10 protein-coding genes are annotated in these 15,346 nt (G+C 69.3%); all 10 read left to right on the top strand.

The annotated features are described in order from the left end of the window. Positions 1-105 precede the first annotated feature (105 nt). The 10 genes from ACQ4L4_RS07695 (at position 106) to ACQ4L4_RS07650 (ending at position 15,282) form a co-directional block, all read left to right on the top strand. Positions 106-1,854: an IlvD/Edd family dehydratase gene (locus ACQ4L4_RS07695; protein ID WP_431103650.1), complete on the top strand. Its 1,749-nt coding sequence runs from the start codon at positions 106-108 to the stop codon at positions 1,852-1,854. A 209-nt stretch (positions 1,855-2,063) separates the two neighbouring features. Beyond that, the gene (locus ACQ4L4_RS07690; protein ID WP_431103648.1) at positions 2,064-3,617 is read left to right on the top strand and encodes an alpha-N-arabinofuranosidase; all 1,554 of its coding nucleotides are present in this window, start codon (positions 2,064-2,066) and stop codon (positions 3,615-3,617) included. A gap of 3 nt (positions 3,618-3,620) precedes the next feature. Beyond that, positions 3,621-3,746 (top strand): hypothetical protein, encoded by a 126-nt coding sequence (locus ACQ4L4_RS07685; RefSeq protein WP_431103647.1) that lies wholly within the window; start codon positions 3,621-3,623, stop codon positions 3,744-3,746. Between the two features lie 13 nt (positions 3,747-3,759). Beyond that, positions 3,760-6,498 carry a beta-L-arabinofuranosidase domain-containing protein gene (locus tag ACQ4L4_RS07680; protein WP_431103646.1) on the top strand — a complete coding sequence of 913 codons (2,739 nt, stop codon included), beginning with the start codon at positions 3,760-3,762 and terminating at the stop codon, positions 6,496-6,498. Positions 6,499-6,655: 157 nt separating this feature from the next. Further along, positions 6,656-7,630 carry an ABC transporter substrate-binding protein gene (locus tag ACQ4L4_RS07675; protein WP_431103644.1) on the top strand — a complete coding sequence of 325 codons (975 nt, stop codon included), beginning with the start codon at positions 6,656-6,658 and terminating at the stop codon, positions 7,628-7,630. Continuing rightward, positions 7,630-9,156 carry a sugar ABC transporter ATP-binding protein gene (locus tag ACQ4L4_RS07670; RefSeq protein WP_431103643.1) on the top strand — a complete coding sequence of 509 codons (1,527 nt, stop codon included), beginning with the start codon at positions 7,630-7,632 and terminating at the stop codon, positions 9,154-9,156. Before ACQ4L4_RS07675 ends, ACQ4L4_RS07670 begins: the two co-directional genes overlap by 1 nt. Before the next feature lie 4 nt (positions 9,157-9,160). Further along, positions 9,161-10,192 (top strand): ABC transporter permease, encoded by a 1,032-nt coding sequence (locus tag ACQ4L4_RS07665; protein WP_431104897.1) that lies wholly within the window; start codon positions 9,161-9,163, stop codon positions 10,190-10,192. After that, positions 10,189-11,172, top strand: coding sequence for a galactofuranose ABC transporter, permease protein YjfF (gene yjfF / locus ACQ4L4_RS07660; protein ID WP_431103641.1), 984 nt, complete (start codon positions 10,189-10,191; stop codon positions 11,170-11,172). Before ACQ4L4_RS07665 ends, yjfF begins: the two co-directional genes overlap by 4 nt. 48 nt (positions 11,173-11,220) lie before the next feature. Beyond that, a complete protein-coding gene (locus ACQ4L4_RS07655) occupies positions 11,221-12,252 on the top strand; it encodes a glycoside hydrolase family 43 protein (RefSeq protein ID WP_431103640.1) in 1,032 nt (343 codons plus the stop codon). Positions 12,253-12,453: 201 nt separating this feature from the next. Further along, positions 12,454-15,282 (top strand): cation-translocating P-type ATPase, encoded by a 2,829-nt coding sequence (locus ACQ4L4_RS07650; protein ID WP_431103639.1) that lies wholly within the window; start codon positions 12,454-12,456, stop codon positions 15,280-15,282. Positions 15,283-15,346: the final 64 nt, after the last annotated feature.

The raw sequence follows: 15,346 nt of genomic DNA, 5'->3' as shown, positions 1-15,346 counted from the left end.
CAAAAACAGATACCGATCTCGACATCGAAACCATGGAAGTTTTGATTGGATCCGAATCACCCATCTCCCTAGCATCGTGCAACGGAGACATCACAGAACACTGCAATGACCGAGGCCAGGAAGAAGATCAAGCTGCGTTCCGCCGAGTGGTTCGGAACACAGGACAAGAACGGATTCATGTACCGGTCCTGGATGAAGAACCAGGGCATCCCGGACCATGAATTTGAAGGGAAACCGATCATCGGCATCTGCAACACGTGGTCGGAACTGACCCCGTGCAACGCGCATTTCCGCAAGCTCGCCGAGCACGTCAAGCGCGGCGTCCTGGAGGCCGGCGGCTTCCCGGTGGAGTTTCCGGTGTTCTCCAACGGCGAGTCCAACCTGCGCCCCACCGCCATGCTCACGCGCAACCTCGCCAGCATGGACGTCGAGGAATCGATCCGCGGCAATCCGATGGATGCCGTCGTGCTGCTGGTCGGCTGCGACAAGACCACCCCGGCCCTGCTCATGGGCGCGGCCAGCGTGGATCTGCCGACCATCGTCGTGACCGGCGGGCCGATGCTCAACGGCAAGCTCAACGGCAAGAACATCGGCTCGGGCACGGCCGTCTGGCAATTGCACGAGCAGGTCAAGGCCGGCGAGATCTCGATGCACGAGTTCATCGGCGCCGAGGCGGGCCACTCGCGCTCGGCGGGCACCTGCAACACGATGGGCACGGCGTCGACGATGGCCTGCATGGCGGAGTCGCTGGGCACCTCGCTGCCGCACAACGCCGCGATCCCGGCGGTCGACTCGCGCCGCTACGTGCTGGCGCACCTCTCCGGCATGCGCATCGTGGACATGGTCTGGGAGGACCTGAAGCTGTCCCGGATCCTGACCCGCGAGGCCTTCGAGAACGCGATCCGGACCAATGCCGCGATCGGCGGATCGACCAACGCGGTGATCCACCTGAAGGCGATCGCCGGCCGCATCGGCGTGCCGCTCGAGCTCGAGGACTGGACCACCATCGGCCGCGGCACGCCGACGCTGGTGGACCTGCTGCCCTCGGGCCGCTTCCTGATGGAGGAGTTCTATTACGCCGGCGGCCTGCCGGGCGTGCTGCGCCGGCTCGGCGACCACGGGCTGCTGCCGCACAAGGATGCGCTGACCGTCAACGGCCGCAGCCTCTGGGAGAACTGCCACGACGCGCCCATCCATGACGAGGAGGTCATCCGCCCGATCGACCGGCCGCTGATCGAGGACGGCGGCATCTGCGTGCTGCGCGGCAACCTGGCGCCGCGCGGCGCGGTGCTCAAGCCCTCGGCGGCGACGCCCGCGCTGATGCAGCATCGCGGTCGCGCCGTCGTCTTCGAGGACTTCGACGACTACAAGCGGCGGATCATGGATCCGGACCTGGAGGTCGACGCCGATTCGATCCTCGTCATGAAGAACTGCGGCCCGCGCGGCTACCCCGGCATGGCCGAGGTCGGCAACATGGGCCTGCCGCCCAAGCTGCTGGCGCGCGGCATCAAGGACATGGTCCGGATCTCCGACGCCCGCATGAGCGGCACCGCCTACGGCACCGTGGTGCTGCACGTCGCGCCGGAAGCCAAGGCCGGCGGACCGCTGGCGGTGGTGCGCGAGGGCGACTGGATCGAGCTGGACTGCGCCGCCAACCGGCTGCATCTGGACATCGGCGACGAGGAGCTGGCGACCCGGCTGGCCGACTGGGCCGCGAAGCAGACGCCCGATCCCGCGGACCAGAGCGGCTACCGCAAGCTCTACGTCCAGCACGTGCTGCAGGCCGACGAGGGCTGCGACTTCGACTTCCTGCGCGGCAGCCGCGGTTCCGCGGTGCCCCGGCACTCGCACTGAGCGCGCATCGAGGACAAGCGAAGGACCGGCGACGGTCCTTCGTCGTTTGAGCGCGCGAGCGCCCGGGCACGAGACGACACCAGACGACACAGACGGCCGCAGGCCCGCAGGCCTGCGATGGCGGGACGACGGGGACCACGGGACCGCAGGCGCCGCCCCACCGGGCCGGCCACGACGGATATCCGGCACAACGACAACAGGAGACAGACATGAGCATGAAGAACAAGGCCTGCGGCCTGGTCGCGGGCGCGCTGCTCGCGGGCGCCGCGCAGGCGGCGGACGTGACGCTGAGCATCGACGCGGACAAGCCCGGCGCGCGCATCCATCCCGAGGTCTACGGCCAGTTCGCCGAGCACCTGGGCACCGGCATCTACGAGGGGATGTGGGTCGGTCCCGACTCCAAGATCCCCAACGTGCGCGGCTGGCGCAAGGACGTGGTGGGCGCGCTCAAGGCGCTGCACGTGCCGCTGGTGCGCTGGCCCGGCGGCTGCTTCGCCGACGAGTACCACTGGCGCGAAGGCATCGGCCCGCGCGGCAAGCGGCCGGTGAAGGTCAACACGCACTGGGGCGGCGTGGCCGAGAACAACGCCGTCGGCACGCACGAGTTCTTCGACCTGGTCGAGCAGCTCGGCGCCAAGGCCTACGTCAACGGCAACCTGGGCACCGGCAGCGCGCGCGAGATGGCCGAGTGGCTGGAGTACATGACGGCCGAGGGCAACTCCACGCTGGCGCAGGAGCGCCGCAGGAACGGCCGCGACAAGCCCTTCAAGGTGGACTACTTCGCCGTGGGCAACGAGGCCTGGGGCTGCGGCGGCAACATGACGCCGGAGTACTACGTCAACCAGTACCGCCAGGTCGCCACCTTCCTGAAGACGCCCGAGAACAACCGGCCCAAGTTCATCGCCAGCGGCGGCAACGCCAACGACACGCGGTGGACCGAGGTGCTGAGCACGCAGAACATCAAGTTCAACTTCGACGCGATCGGCCACCACTACTACGTCTTCCCCACCGGCCAGTGGGAGGGCAAGGGCCCGGCCGCCGGCTTCAAGGAGGACCAGTGGCTCTCGCTGCTGTCCTACACGCAGGACTTCGAGAAGACCGTCGCCGCCAACATCGCCGTGCTGGACAGGAACGACCCGCAGAAGCGCCTCGGGCTCTACCTGGACGAATGGGGCAGCTGGTATGACCCGGAGCCGGGCACCAACCCGGGCTTCCTCGTCCAGCGCAACACGCTGCGCGACGCGGTGCTGGCCGCCCTGCACTTCCACATGTTCCACCGGCATGCGGACCGCGTGCACATGACCAACATCGCGCAGATGGTCAACGTGCTGCAGGCGATGATCCTGACGGACAAGACCCGCATGGTGCTGACGCCGACGTATCACGCCTTCGCGCTGTATGCGCCCTTCCAGGACGCGACCGCGCTGCCCGTGACGCTGGGCGGCAATCCCGAGTACGCGCTGGCCGGCAAGGCCATGCCGGCGGTGAGCGCCTCGGCGGCGCGCGGCAAGGACGGCCGGCTGTACCTGGCGCTGATCAACGTGAATCCGCGCGAGGCGCAGACGGTGACGCTCGCCGTGCAAGGCGCCGCGGCGCGACGCGCGGTCGGAAAGGTGCTGAGCGCCGACGCGATGGACGCCGAGAACAGCTTTGACAAGCCGGACGCGGTCAAGCCCAAGGCCTACGAGGCGCAGGCGAAGGACGGCCGGCTGAGTCTGCCGCTGCCGCCGAAGTCCATCGTCGTCGTGTCGCTGGAGGGCTGAACCGTGAACGCGTTGGACAGCGCGGCCCTGTCGAGGAGGTCGGTCGCGGTCCGACTCGGGGTCCGGCTCGCGGGGGACGGCACGGTCAGCCGCGGCGCGTCGCTGTGGGCCGCGCGCACGGGCGACTGACTGGGCCCGGCTGATGCGCCGCGACTTCCTCCGTCGATGCCTGTGCGGCACCGCGGCCGCCTCGGTCGGGACGGTCTGCGGGCCGGCCTTCGGCGCGCTGTTGGCGGGCGAGTCCGCCGCCGCGCCCGCCGACCCCTCGCCAACGAATCCTGGTCGGGCTGACGCCAGCGAGGTCTCCCGCTTTCCGTTGTCCCGGGTTCGTCTGCTCGACGGCCCCTGCCTCGACGCGCAGCGCACCGACCTGCGCTACCTGATGGCGCTCGATCCGGATCGGCTGCTCGCGCCCTTCCGCCGCGAGGCCGGCCTGCCGCTGCCCAAGCCGTCCTACGGCAACTGGGAGAGCAGCGGACTGGACGGCCACATGGGCGGGCACTACGTGTCGGCCCTGGCGATGATGGCCGCCGGCACGGGTGACGACGCGGTGCGCGCCCGCCTGCGGCAGGTGCTGGCCGCCTTGCGCCACTGCCAGCTCGCCAACGGCGACGGCTACCTCGGCGGGATCCCCGACGGCAAGCTCGCCTGGCGCGAGGTCGCGCGCGGCGAGCTGAAGGTCGACAGCTTCTCCGTCAATGGGCGCTGGGTGCCCTGGTACAACCTGCACAAGACCTTCGCCGGGCTGCGCGATGCGTGGGTCCTGACCGGGGAAGCGCTGGCGCGCGTGATGCTGATCGAGCTCGGCGCCTGGGCGCTGACACTGCTCGAGCCGCTGAGCGATGCGCAGCTGCAGGACATGATGCGCGCCGAGCACGGCGGCATGAACGAGGTCCTGGCCGACCTGGCCGCGATGACCGGCGACGCCCGCTTCCTGCGCCTGGCCGAACGCTTCTCGCACCGGGCGGTCCTCGATCCGCTGCGCGAGCGGCGCGACGCGCTGACGGGCCTGCATGCCAACACGCAGATTCCCAAGGTCATCGGCTTTGCGCGGATCGCCGAGCTGCGGGCCACGATGCCGGGTGGCCCGCGCGCACGCGGCGAGGCCGCGGCGGACAGCGACTGGATCGACCCCGCGCGCCTCTTCTGGCACACGGTGCGCGAGCGCCGCAGCGTCGCGACCGGCGGCAACAGCGTGAAGGAGCATTTCCACGCGCTGGAGGACTTCCAGCCCATGCTCGACGAGGTGGAAGGTCCCGAGACCTGCAACACCTACAACATGCTCAAGCTGACCGAGCTGCTGCATGCGCATGCCGCCGACGATCGCGAGCGGGCGCGGTACGCGGACTACTACGAGCGCGCGCTGTTCAATCACATCCTCGCGTCCCAGCATCCGTCGGGCGGCTTCGTGTACTTCACGCCGATGCGGCCGAACCACTACCGGGTCTATTCGCAGGTCCACCTGGGCATGTGGTGCTGCGTCGGGTCCGGGCTGGAGAGCCATGCGCGGCATGGCCAGTTCGTCTACTCGCGCGTCGAGGACACGGGCGACGGTCCGGCGCTGTTCGTCAATCTCTTCGTTTCCTCCTCGCTCGACTGGCGCGAGCAGGGCCTGCGCCTGAGCCAGCACACCCGATTCCCCGACGAGGGAACGACGCGCCTGCGCATCGACGCCGTCGTGGCCGCCGACCGCATCGCCGACCGCGGGGTTGACGGTGTCGTTGACGATGTCGCCGACCGCGTCGTCAGCGGTGTCGTCAGCGGTGTCGTTGGCGGTGTCGTTGGCGGTGTCGTTGGCGGTCATGCAGCGGCGCGCACTACCGACGCGGCCGAGGTGCCCGCATCGCGGCGTTTCGCATTGAAGATCCGCCATCCCGGTTGGGTCGCGCCGGGCGCGCTGCGGGTGAAGCTCAACGGCCGGCCGATCGCGCTGTCCGCCGACGACGCGCGCCCGGGCGGATACCTCACGATCACGCGGGACTGGCGCGCCGGCGACGTCGTCGACCTGCGCCTGCCGATGCGCACCACGCTGGAGCCGATGCCCACGCGCACGGACTACGTCGCGGTGCTGCGCGGACCGATCGTCCTGGCGGCCCGCACGCGCCCGATCGCGGACGAGCGGCTCGCCTTCCGCGCGGGCGAGGCCCGCATGGACCACATCGCGCAGGGCGCGGTCGTGCCGCTGTCGCAGGCGCCGCTCTTCGTGAGCGCCGCGCCGGACTTCGGCGATCGGCTCACGCCGGTGCCCGGACGCCCGCTGACCTACAGCGCCGGATCCCTGTCGCAAGGCCCGGATGGCGCCTCGGTGAAGGACCTGGTGCTGGAGCCCTTCTTCCGCCTGCACGACACGCGGTATGTCCTGTACTGGCCGTACAGCACGCCGGCCGAGGCCAGAAGCCGCCGCGACCGGCTCGCCCGGGACGAGCGCGAGCGCCTCGCGCTGCAAGCCCGCACCGTCGACGCCGTCGCCCCCGGCGAGCAGCAGCCCGAGAGCGATCACGGCTTCGCGGGCGAAGGCGTCGACACCGGGCTTCACAAGGGTCGCCGCTGGCGTCACGCGACCGCGTGGTTCAGCTATCGCCTCAGCGATCCGAAGCGGGAGGGTCAGGTCTTGCGGCTCGCGTTCTCCGCGCTCGACGACGGCCGGCGCTTTGCCCTTCAGGTCAATGATCGTGAGCTGGCCGAGCTGACGCTGCGTTCGTCCGCCCTGCCACCCGGCGAGGAGATCTACACCCGCGACTTCGCGCTGCCGGCCGACTGGCCCCGGCCGGCGGACGGATCGCTGCGGGTCAGGCTCATCGCCTCGCCCGGCTCGATCGCGGGCGGGGTGTACGACCTGAGGCTGTTGAAGGCCGCCGATCCGGCGGCGGCCAGCCGCTGATGGACCCCTGATGGGCGCGATATCGATCAGGACATCGCCGGCGCGAGAAATGTGATTGGTCCGGCATCCCTGCCCTCCCTACGATCACTGTCACCTCACGAGGCGCGTCGCCGCTGGACGCGACCTCCACACCAACACCAACGAGGAGACAACGAACATGAAGACGACCCGTCGTCATCTGCTGGCCCTGGCCGCGCTCGGTCCGGGCCTGGGCCTGGCCGGCACCGCCGCCTTCGCCGCCGACAAGCCGCTCGTCATGGGCTTCTCCCAGGTCGGCGCGGAAAGCGAATGGCGCACCGCCAACAGCAATTCGATCAAGGACGCGGCCAAGCAGGCCGGCATCACGCTCAAGTTCGCCGACGCCCAGCAGAAGCAGGAAAACCAGGTCAAGGCCATCCGCAGCTTCATCGCGCAACGCGTCGACGTGATCGCGTTCTCCCCGGTGGTGGAGTCCGGCTGGGACACCGTCCTGCGCGAGGCGAAGAACGCCCGCATCCCGGTCATCCTCACCGACCGCGCGGTCAAGGTCAGCGACCCGTCCCTCTACGTCACCTTCATCGGCTCCGACTTCGTCGAGGAGGGCCGCAAGGCCGGACGCTGGCTCGTCGACTGGGCCAGGAAGAACGCCCCGGCGGGCGACGTCAACGTCGTCGAACTCCAGGGCACCGTCGGCTCGGCGCCGGCACTCGACCGCAAGCGCGGCTTCGAGGAAATCCTCGCGTCCGAGCCCCGGCTGAAGATCGTCCGCTCGCAGTCCGGCGACTTCACCCGCGCCAAGGGCAAGGAGGTCATGGAAGCCTTCCTGAAGGCGAAGGACAAGAAGATCCACGTCCTGTTCGCGCACAACGACGACATGGCCATCGGCGCCATCCAGGCGATCGAGGAGGCCGGCCTCAAGCCCGCCAAGGACATCGCCATCGTGTCCATCGACGGCGTGCGCGGCGCCTTCCAGGCCATGGCCGCGGGCAAGCTCAACGTCACCGTGGAGTGCAACCCGATGCTCGGCCCGCAACTGATGCAGCTGGCCAAGGACGTCGTCGCCGGCAAGCCCGTCGCCCGTCGCATCACGACCGAGGAAGGCGTCTTCACCGCCGACGTCGCGGCCAAGGAACTCCCCAACCGCAAGTACTGATGGACGCGCAGGCACCGCTGCTGTCGCTGAGCGGCATCGACAAGGGCTTCCCCGGCGTGCGGGCGCTGTCGGGGGTCGGGCTGCGGCTCTTCGGCGGCGAGATCCACGCGCTCATGGGCCAGAACGGCGCCGGCAAGTCGACGCTCATCAAGGTCCTCACCGGCCTGTACGCGCCCGACGCCGGCGTCATCGAGCTGGCGGGCCGGCCCATCGCGCCACGCTCCACCGCCGACGCGCAGGCCCTCGGGATCAGCACGGTCTACCAGGAGGTCAACCTCGTGCCCAACCTGTCGGTGGCCGAGAACCTCTTCATCGGCCGCTACCCGCGCCGCTGGGGCCAGATCGACTGGACGCGCCTGCGCGCGCGCTCGCGTCAGCTGCTCGCCGAACTGGAACTCGACATCGACGTCGACACGCCGCTCGCCCGCTGCTCGCTGTCCGTGCAGCAGATGGTGGCGATCGCGCGGGCGCTCAACATCTCGGCGCGGGTGCTGATCCTCGACGAGCCCACCTCCAGCCTCGACGAAGCCGCCGTCCAGCACCTGTTCCGCGTGATGCGGCGACTGCGCGGGCAAGGCCTGGCCATCCTCTTCGTCACGCATTTCCTCGACCAGGTCTACGCCGTCTCCGACCGCATCACCGTCATGCGCAACGGCTGCACCGAAGGCGAATATCCGGCCCGGGAACTCGGCCGCCTGGCGCTGGTCCACAAGATGGTCGGCCCGAATGTCGCGTCCTCCACACCGCCGCCGGCCTGCGCCCAGAGCACCGAACCTGCGCTCGTGACGCACGGCCTCGCGCGGCGCGGCGCGTTGCAGCCGCTCGATCTGGAGATCCGCCGCGGCGAGGTCCTGGGCCTGTGCGGACTGCTCGGCTCCGGCCGCACCGAGACCGCGCGCCTGCTCTTCGGCGCCGATGCCGCCGATGCCGGCGACATCGAGGTCGACGGGCACCGGCAGCGCTTCGCCTCGCCGCGCCAGGCGATCGCGAAGGGCCTGGCGTTCTGCTCCGAGGATCGCAAGCTCGAGGGCGCGATCCTCGCGCTGTCGGTGCGGGAGAACATCGTGCTCGCGCTGCAGGCGCGCCAGGGCTGGTGGCGCGCGATCGCGCTGAAGCGGCAGCAGGCCATCGCGGACGACTACGTGCGCCGCCTCGGCATCAAGACGCCGGACATCGAGACGCCGATCGGCCTGCTCTCGGGCGGCAACCAGCAGAAGGCGCTGCTGGCGCGCTGGCTGCTGACGCAGCCGCGCCTGCTGATCCTGGACGAGCCGACGCGCGGCATCGATGTCCGCGCGAAGGAGGAGATCATGGACGAGGTCCGCCGGCTGTGCGCCGAAGGCGACGCGAACGACCGGCGCATGGCGGTGCTCTTCATCTCTTCCGAACTGCCCGAGGTCCTGCGCTGCAGCGACCGCATCGTCGTGCTGCGCGACCGCCAGGCCGTGGGCACCTACGCGCGCGGAGCGCTCGACGAGCGCTCCGTGCTGGAAGTGATTGCCGGTGAGAGACCCGCCCGTGATTGAGACCCTGCCCCTGCGCGGCGCGGCGGAGGCGCCGAAGCGGCGCGCCCGCCTGGCGCTCTTCGTCGAGCATCCGCTGCTGCGCCCGGTCGCCGCGCTCGCGGTCCTGCTGCTGCTCGACGTGATCTTCCTCCCCGGCTTCTGGCACCTGGAGATCAAGGGCGGTCATCTGTACGGCCCCTTGATCGACATCCTGAACCGCGCGGCGCCGCTGATGCTGGCGGCGCTGGGCATGAGCCTGGTGATCGCGACCCGCGGCATCGACGTCTCCATCGGCGCGGTCGTCGCCATTGCCGCGACGGTGGCCGCGTCGCTGGTGGCCGCGGACCAGCCGCTGGCCGTCGCGTATGCCGGCGCGCTCGGCGCGGCGCTGCTGTGCGGCGCCTGGAACGGCGTGCTGGTCGCGGGACTGAAGCTGCAGCCGATCATCGCGACGCTGATCCTCATGGTCGCCGGTCGCGGGCTGGCGCAACTGCTGTCGGACGGCCAGATCCTCACCGTCTATCGCGAGGACTTCTTCGTCCTGGGCGGCGGCTACCTGCTCGGCCTGCCGGTGTCGCTGTGGATCGTCGCCGCGCTGGCGCTGGCCACCTCCGCGCTGCTGCGCAGGACGGCGCTGGGCCTGTTCATCCAGGCCGTGGGCTTGAACCCGGTCGCGTCGCGCCTGACGGGCCTGCGCACCGCGACGCTGATCTTCGGCACCTATGTCTTCGCCGCCGGCTGCGCCGGCCTGGCCGGGCTGATGATCGCCTCCAACATCCGGAGCGCCGACGCCAACAACGCGGGCCTGCTGCTGGAGCTCGACGCCATCCTGGCCGTGACGCTGGGCGGCGCCTCGCTGGCGGGCGGCAAGTACCACCTCGCCGGCGCGCTGGTCGGCGCGCTGATCATCCAGACGCTGACCACGACGATCTATTCGTTCGGCGTGCCGCCGGAGGTCAACATGGTCGTCAAGGCCGCCGTCGTCTTCCTCCTCTGCATCCTGCAGTCGAGCGAACTCCGCCCGATGTTGCGCCGCCTGCGAGGTCCCGCCCGATGAACTCTCCCGCCCTCCTCCACCGCTGGCTGCGGCATCCGGCGTTCAGCGCCCAGATCACGGTCGTGCTGCTGCTCGCGCTGATCGCGGCGGGCGGCGCGCACTACACCGGCTTCGCGTCGCCGCAGGTGATGCTCAACCTGATCATCGACAACGCCTACCTGCTGGTGCTCGCCGTGGGCATGAGCCTGGTCATCCTGTCGGGCGGCATCGACCTGTCCGTCGGCGCGGTGCTGGCGCTGTCCACGACGGTCGCCGCCTGGCTGCTGCACCAGGCGCACTGGCCCGCGTGGGCCGTGATCGCGCTGGTCCTGGGCGGCGGCGCCGCCTTCGGCGTCCTGCAGGGCGCGCTGATCCACGGCTTCAAGCTGCAGCCCTTCATCGTCACGCTCGCCGGCATGTTCCTCGCGCGCGGCCTGTGCTATCTGGTCAGCATCGACTCGATCACCATCGAGGATCCGACCTTCGTCGCCGTCTCGCAGACCCAGTGGCGCGTGCCCGGCGGCTTCGTCTCGCCGAGTGCCGCCATCGCCGTCGCGGTGCTGGTCGCGGGCATCTGGCTCGCGCACCGCAGCGCCTTCGGGCGCGCGGTCTACGCACTCGGCGGCAACGAGCAGTCGGCGCTGATGATGGGCCTGCCGGTCGGTCGCACCAAGCTGACGGTCTACGGCCTCAGCGGCTTCTGCGCCGCGCTGGCCGGGCTGCTCTTCGCGTTCTACATGCTCAGCGGCTACGGCCTGCATGCGCAGGGGGCCGAACTCGACGCGATCGCCGCCGTCGTCATCGGCGGCACCATGCTCAGCGGCGGCTACGGCTATGTCGCCGGGGCGCTGTCCGGCGTGCTGGTGCTGGGCGTGATCCAGACGCTGATCGCCTTCGACGGAACGCTCAGCTCGTGGTGGACCAAGATCGTCATCGGCGCGCTGCTGTTCGTCTTCTGTGTCGTGCAACGGCTGCTGGCGCGCCCCGCCACGCCGGCCTGAGCGCATTCCCCGCTTCCCCGCCCTCGTCCCTTCACTGCCCACGCGCCCATGCTCCGCTTCCAGATCCGATCCCTGCGCGCCACCCTCGCTGCCATGGCGGCGGCCGTGCTCGCGCTGGCCGTCCCGGCGCAGGCCGCCAACCCGCTCTTCCCGCGGCTCTACACGGCCGACCCCGCCGTGCTGGTGGACAACGGCCGCGTCTATCTCTACGTCGGCCACGACGAGGCCGCGCCGGACGGCAAGGACTTCGTCATGAACGAATGGCGCGTCTACTCGAGCTGCGATCTGGCGACGTGGACCGACCACGGCGCGGTGATGAAGGCCGTGGACTTCCGCTGGGCCAAGGGCCGGGCCTGGGCGTCGGACATCGCCAGGCGCGTCGTCGACGGCAAGGCGACCTACTTCTTCTACACGACGGTCGAGCACGCGACGATTCCCGGCTTCGCGGTCGGCGTCGCGAGCGCCGACAGCCCGACCGGTCCGTTCAAGGATGCGCGCGGCTCGGCGCTGATCACCAACGACATGACCCGGCAGACCGACATCGCCTGGGACGACATCGACCCCGCGGTCTTCGTCGACGACGACGGCCAGGCCTACCTCTACTTCGGCAACACCGTGCTCAAGTACGCGCTGCTGAAGCCGTCGATGACGGCGCTCGCGGGGCCGATCACGGCCGTGCCGGTCAAGGACTTCACCGAGGCGCCCTACCTGCACAAGCACGGCGCGACCTACTACCTGTCCTACTCGCAGCACTTCCCCGAGGAGACGGCCTACATCACGGGACCCGGCCCGACCGGTCCGTGGACGCCGCGCGGCGTGATCATGGCCAGGAACGAGAAAACGCCGACCATCCATCAGGCGATCTTCGACTTCAACGGCAGGAGCTACATCGCGTACCACAACGCCAAGCTGCCCGGCGGCGGGGAGTTCCGCCGTTCGGTCGCGATCGAGGAGCTGCACTACGCGCCCGACGGCACGATCCGCTTCGTGCCGCAGACCGACGCCGGGCCTGCACCAAACCCGTCGCCCGGTTGCGAGGGCCCGTCCCGGCCCGGCGCCGCTCCGTCCTTGTCGGGGTGATCCCGGTTGCGATGCAGGGCCTGGGCATGAAGGCCGAGCAGTCGATCCATGCAGTGTGCGATGTCGCACCGACCTCACCGCTGCTTTGGCGCATGGTGCAAAGCTTGGATCGGTCGAACTCAAGAAGCTCACGCACGTGCCCTCCTGCCAACCTGCTGTCGCAACACCGCGATTTTCGACCGCCCGTGTCGGCGCGCTGCGATGAACGCCGAGGCTGCCGCAGAGCGCTCCACGGAGGACGTCGCCTCCATTGCCGCTGAACTCGAAGTCGATCGCCACACAGGTCTGACCGCTGTCGAGGCATTACGTCGACTTCAAGTCGACGGCACCAACGAGCTTCGGGCGGCCACGCCTGTGCCGAGCTGGCGGCGCGCACTCGCACAGTTCCAGGAACCTCTGGTTTACCTGCTCCTGGTTGCCATCGTCATTGCCCTCATCGCCTGGGTGATCGAAGGTCGATCCGGCTGGCCGACCGATGCCATCGTCGTCGCCGTGGTGGTTCTGCTGAACGGCACCCTGGGCTACGCGCAAGAGGCGAAGGCCAAGAACGCGGTCGCTGCCCTCTCCAGGCTGACGGCAGCGACTTCCAGCGTGCTCCGGGGCGGCCAGGCAACCCGTGTACCCAGTGCGGCGCTCGTCTGCGGGGACGTGCTGCTGCTCTCCGAAGGCGACGCCGTAGGTGCCGACGCCCGGCTGTTCAGGTCCATGTCGCTTCGCATCCAGGAAGCCTCGCTGACTGGCGAAAGCGAGGCCGTCCTCAAGGACATCGCGACCCTGCCGGACCGTGCATCGCTTGGGGACAGGATCAACATGGTCTACAAGGGAACTGCCGTCGTGCAAGGCACCGGCAGGGCCATCGTCACCGCAACAGGCATGTCGACCGAGCTGGGTCGGATTGCCCACCTGCTCGACGCGACGGCGTCCAAACCGACTCCGCTCCAGCGCGAGGTCGCGCAGGTGGGCCGCATGCTGGGTCTCGCAGTCCTCGGGATCGCCGCCGTCGTCGTCACCACCATTCTGGCGCTGTCCGACATTCGGAGCACCGGCGACGTTGTTCCCGTGCTCCTGCTCGGGGTGTCACTGGCTGTCGCCGCCGTGCCGGAAAGTCTGCCGGCGATCCTGTCGCTCGTGCTCGCCCTCGGCGTGCAGCGCATGGTCAAGCAGCGCGCCATCGTCAAGACGCTGGCGTCGGTCGAGACGCTCGGGGCCGCGTCGGTGATCGCGTCCGACAAGACGGGGACATTGACGCGCGCCGAAATGACCATCGAGCGCGTCGTCACGATGTCGGGGCACACGCGCATCACAGGGGTGGGCTACGGACCCGGCGGCAGCGTGGCGTTCGAGGGCTCCCCCGTCGCTGAGGCCGACTGGCGTGAAGAGCAGATCCTGACGCTGAGCGGCGGGAGCCTGGCTGGCGACGCCACCTTGGTCCAGAACGGGGACGGCGGATGGGACATTCAGGGGGATCCCACCGAGGCGGCGTTCCTCGTGGCGGAGCGCAAACTGGGCGTCACCGCACGTCGCCAGCGACGGTTCGACCGTGTTGGTGAAGTTCCTTTCACCTCGCAGCGCAAGTTGATGTCCACGCTGGAGGTCGACCATGAGCACGACGATGCCATCGTGCTGATCACCAAGGGCGCGCCTGGCGTCCTGCTTGAACGCTGCGGCTTGGCCCGGCGAGGGCCGGCCATCGTCGAACTTGATGCGGCCATGCGCAAGGGTCTGCTGGTGCAGGTCGATGCGCTGGCCGACGCGGCCTTGCGCACCTTGGCCGTGGCCTACCGACCGCTCACCGCGGCCGAGCGTCACCAGGCCGGTGAAGGGCTTGAGCATGATCTGATCTTCGTCGGGATCGTCGGCATGATCGATCCGCCGCGCCTGGAGGCGGCGAAGGCCATCGGCGAAGCAAAACGCGCCGGCATACGGGTGATCATGATCACCGGCGACCACCCTCGCACGGCGGCGCGCATCGCCGCGGACCTGGGTATCGTGGATCAGCAAGCCACCGTGCTGACAGGCGCCGAGATCGAGGCCATGGACGAACTCCGTTTTGCCGCCGCGGTGCGACGGACCTCGGTCTTCGCCCGCGTGGCGCCGGCGCACAAACTGCGAATCGTGGCGGCGCTCCAGGCGGACGGCGAAGTCGTCGCCATGACCGGAGATGGTGTCAACGACGCGCCGGCGTTGAAGGCGGCTGACATCGGCATCGCCATGGGCATCACGGGAACCGAGGTCACCAAGGAGGCGGCCGACATGATCCTGGCCGACGACAATTTCGCGACGATCGTCAAGGCGGTGAACGAGGGGCGGAACGTTTTCGACAATATCCGCAAGTTCCTGCGCTTCCTGCTGTCCTCCAATCTGGGCGAAGTACTGACGGTGTTCCTGGGCGTGGTGGGCGCAGGCGTTCTCGGTCTGAAAGCCGACGGAGGTGCCGTCACGCTGCCGATCCTGGCCGCCCAACTCCTCTGGATCAACCTCGTCACCGACTCGGGGCCCGCGCTTGCGCTTGGCGTGGATCCCCCGGTGGGCGACATGATGGCCAGAAAGCCACGCCGATCCGACGATCGGCTGATTGACCGGCGCATGTGGGTGGACATGGCTGGGGTCGGGCTGGTGGTCGCGGCCGCCACCCTCCTCACCATCGATCTCCATCTGCCGGGTGGCTTGATCGATGGGCCGCACGATCTCGCGACGGCCCGGACCGCCGGCTTCTCCGTCCTGGTATTCGCGAGTCTGTTCGTGTCCCTCGTTGCCCGATCAGACACCGCCAGCGCGTTTCAGCAGCTCTTCGCCAATCGCTGGCTGTGGGCCGCGATCGGCGTGTCGGCGCTGATGCAGGTCGCCGTGGTGCACCTCCCGTTCCTGAACAAGGCTTTCGGCACGGTCCCCTTGTCGATGGAGCAGTGGATGGTCTGCGTGGCCATGGCCAGCAGTGTCCTGTGGTTGAGCGAGGGCAGAAAGTGGCTGACGCGTGTTTGGCGACGCCGCTCCGCGCCCCTGGCGAGCAACGACTGGTCAGACCGCTGATGGGACTGCGTCCGCGCATCGCGTCGTGATCGTGCGCGGCAGTCACGCCCGCAACGTTGAAGAA

Source organism: Roseateles noduli (genome assembly GCF_050626985.1).
GTDB classification, from domain to species: Bacteria; Pseudomonadota; Gammaproteobacteria; order Burkholderiales; family Burkholderiaceae_C; genus Roseateles; species Roseateles noduli_A.
This window is presented reverse-complemented; position numbering and strand designations above follow the sequence as displayed.

Excerpts from the sequence above, each read along its gene's own strand:
- ACQ4L4_RS07695 (WP_431103650.1), top strand. The coding sequence starts at position 106 with ATGACCGAGGCCAGGAAGAAGATCAAGCTGCGTTCCGCCGAGTGGTTC.
- ACQ4L4_RS07690 (WP_431103648.1), top strand. The coding sequence starts at position 2,064 with ATGAGCATGAAGAACAAGGCCTGCGGCCTGGTCGCGGGCGCGCTGCTC.
- ACQ4L4_RS07680 (WP_431103646.1), top strand. The coding sequence starts at position 3,760 with ATGCGCCGCGACTTCCTCCGTCGATGCCTGTGCGGCACCGCGGCCGCC.
- ACQ4L4_RS07675 (WP_431103644.1), top strand. The coding sequence starts at position 6,656 with ATGAAGACGACCCGTCGTCATCTGCTGGCCCTGGCCGCGCTCGGTCCG.
- ACQ4L4_RS07670 (WP_431103643.1), top strand. The coding sequence starts at position 7,630 with ATGGACGCGCAGGCACCGCTGCTGTCGCTGAGCGGCATCGACAAGGGC.
- yjfF (WP_431103641.1), top strand. The coding sequence starts at position 10,189 with ATGAACTCTCCCGCCCTCCTCCACCGCTGGCTGCGGCATCCGGCGTTC.
- ACQ4L4_RS07655 (WP_431103640.1), top strand. The coding sequence starts at position 11,221 with ATGCTCCGCTTCCAGATCCGATCCCTGCGCGCCACCCTCGCTGCCATG.
- ACQ4L4_RS07650 (WP_431103639.1), top strand. The coding sequence starts at position 12,454 with ATGAACGCCGAGGCTGCCGCAGAGCGCTCCACGGAGGACGTCGCCTCC.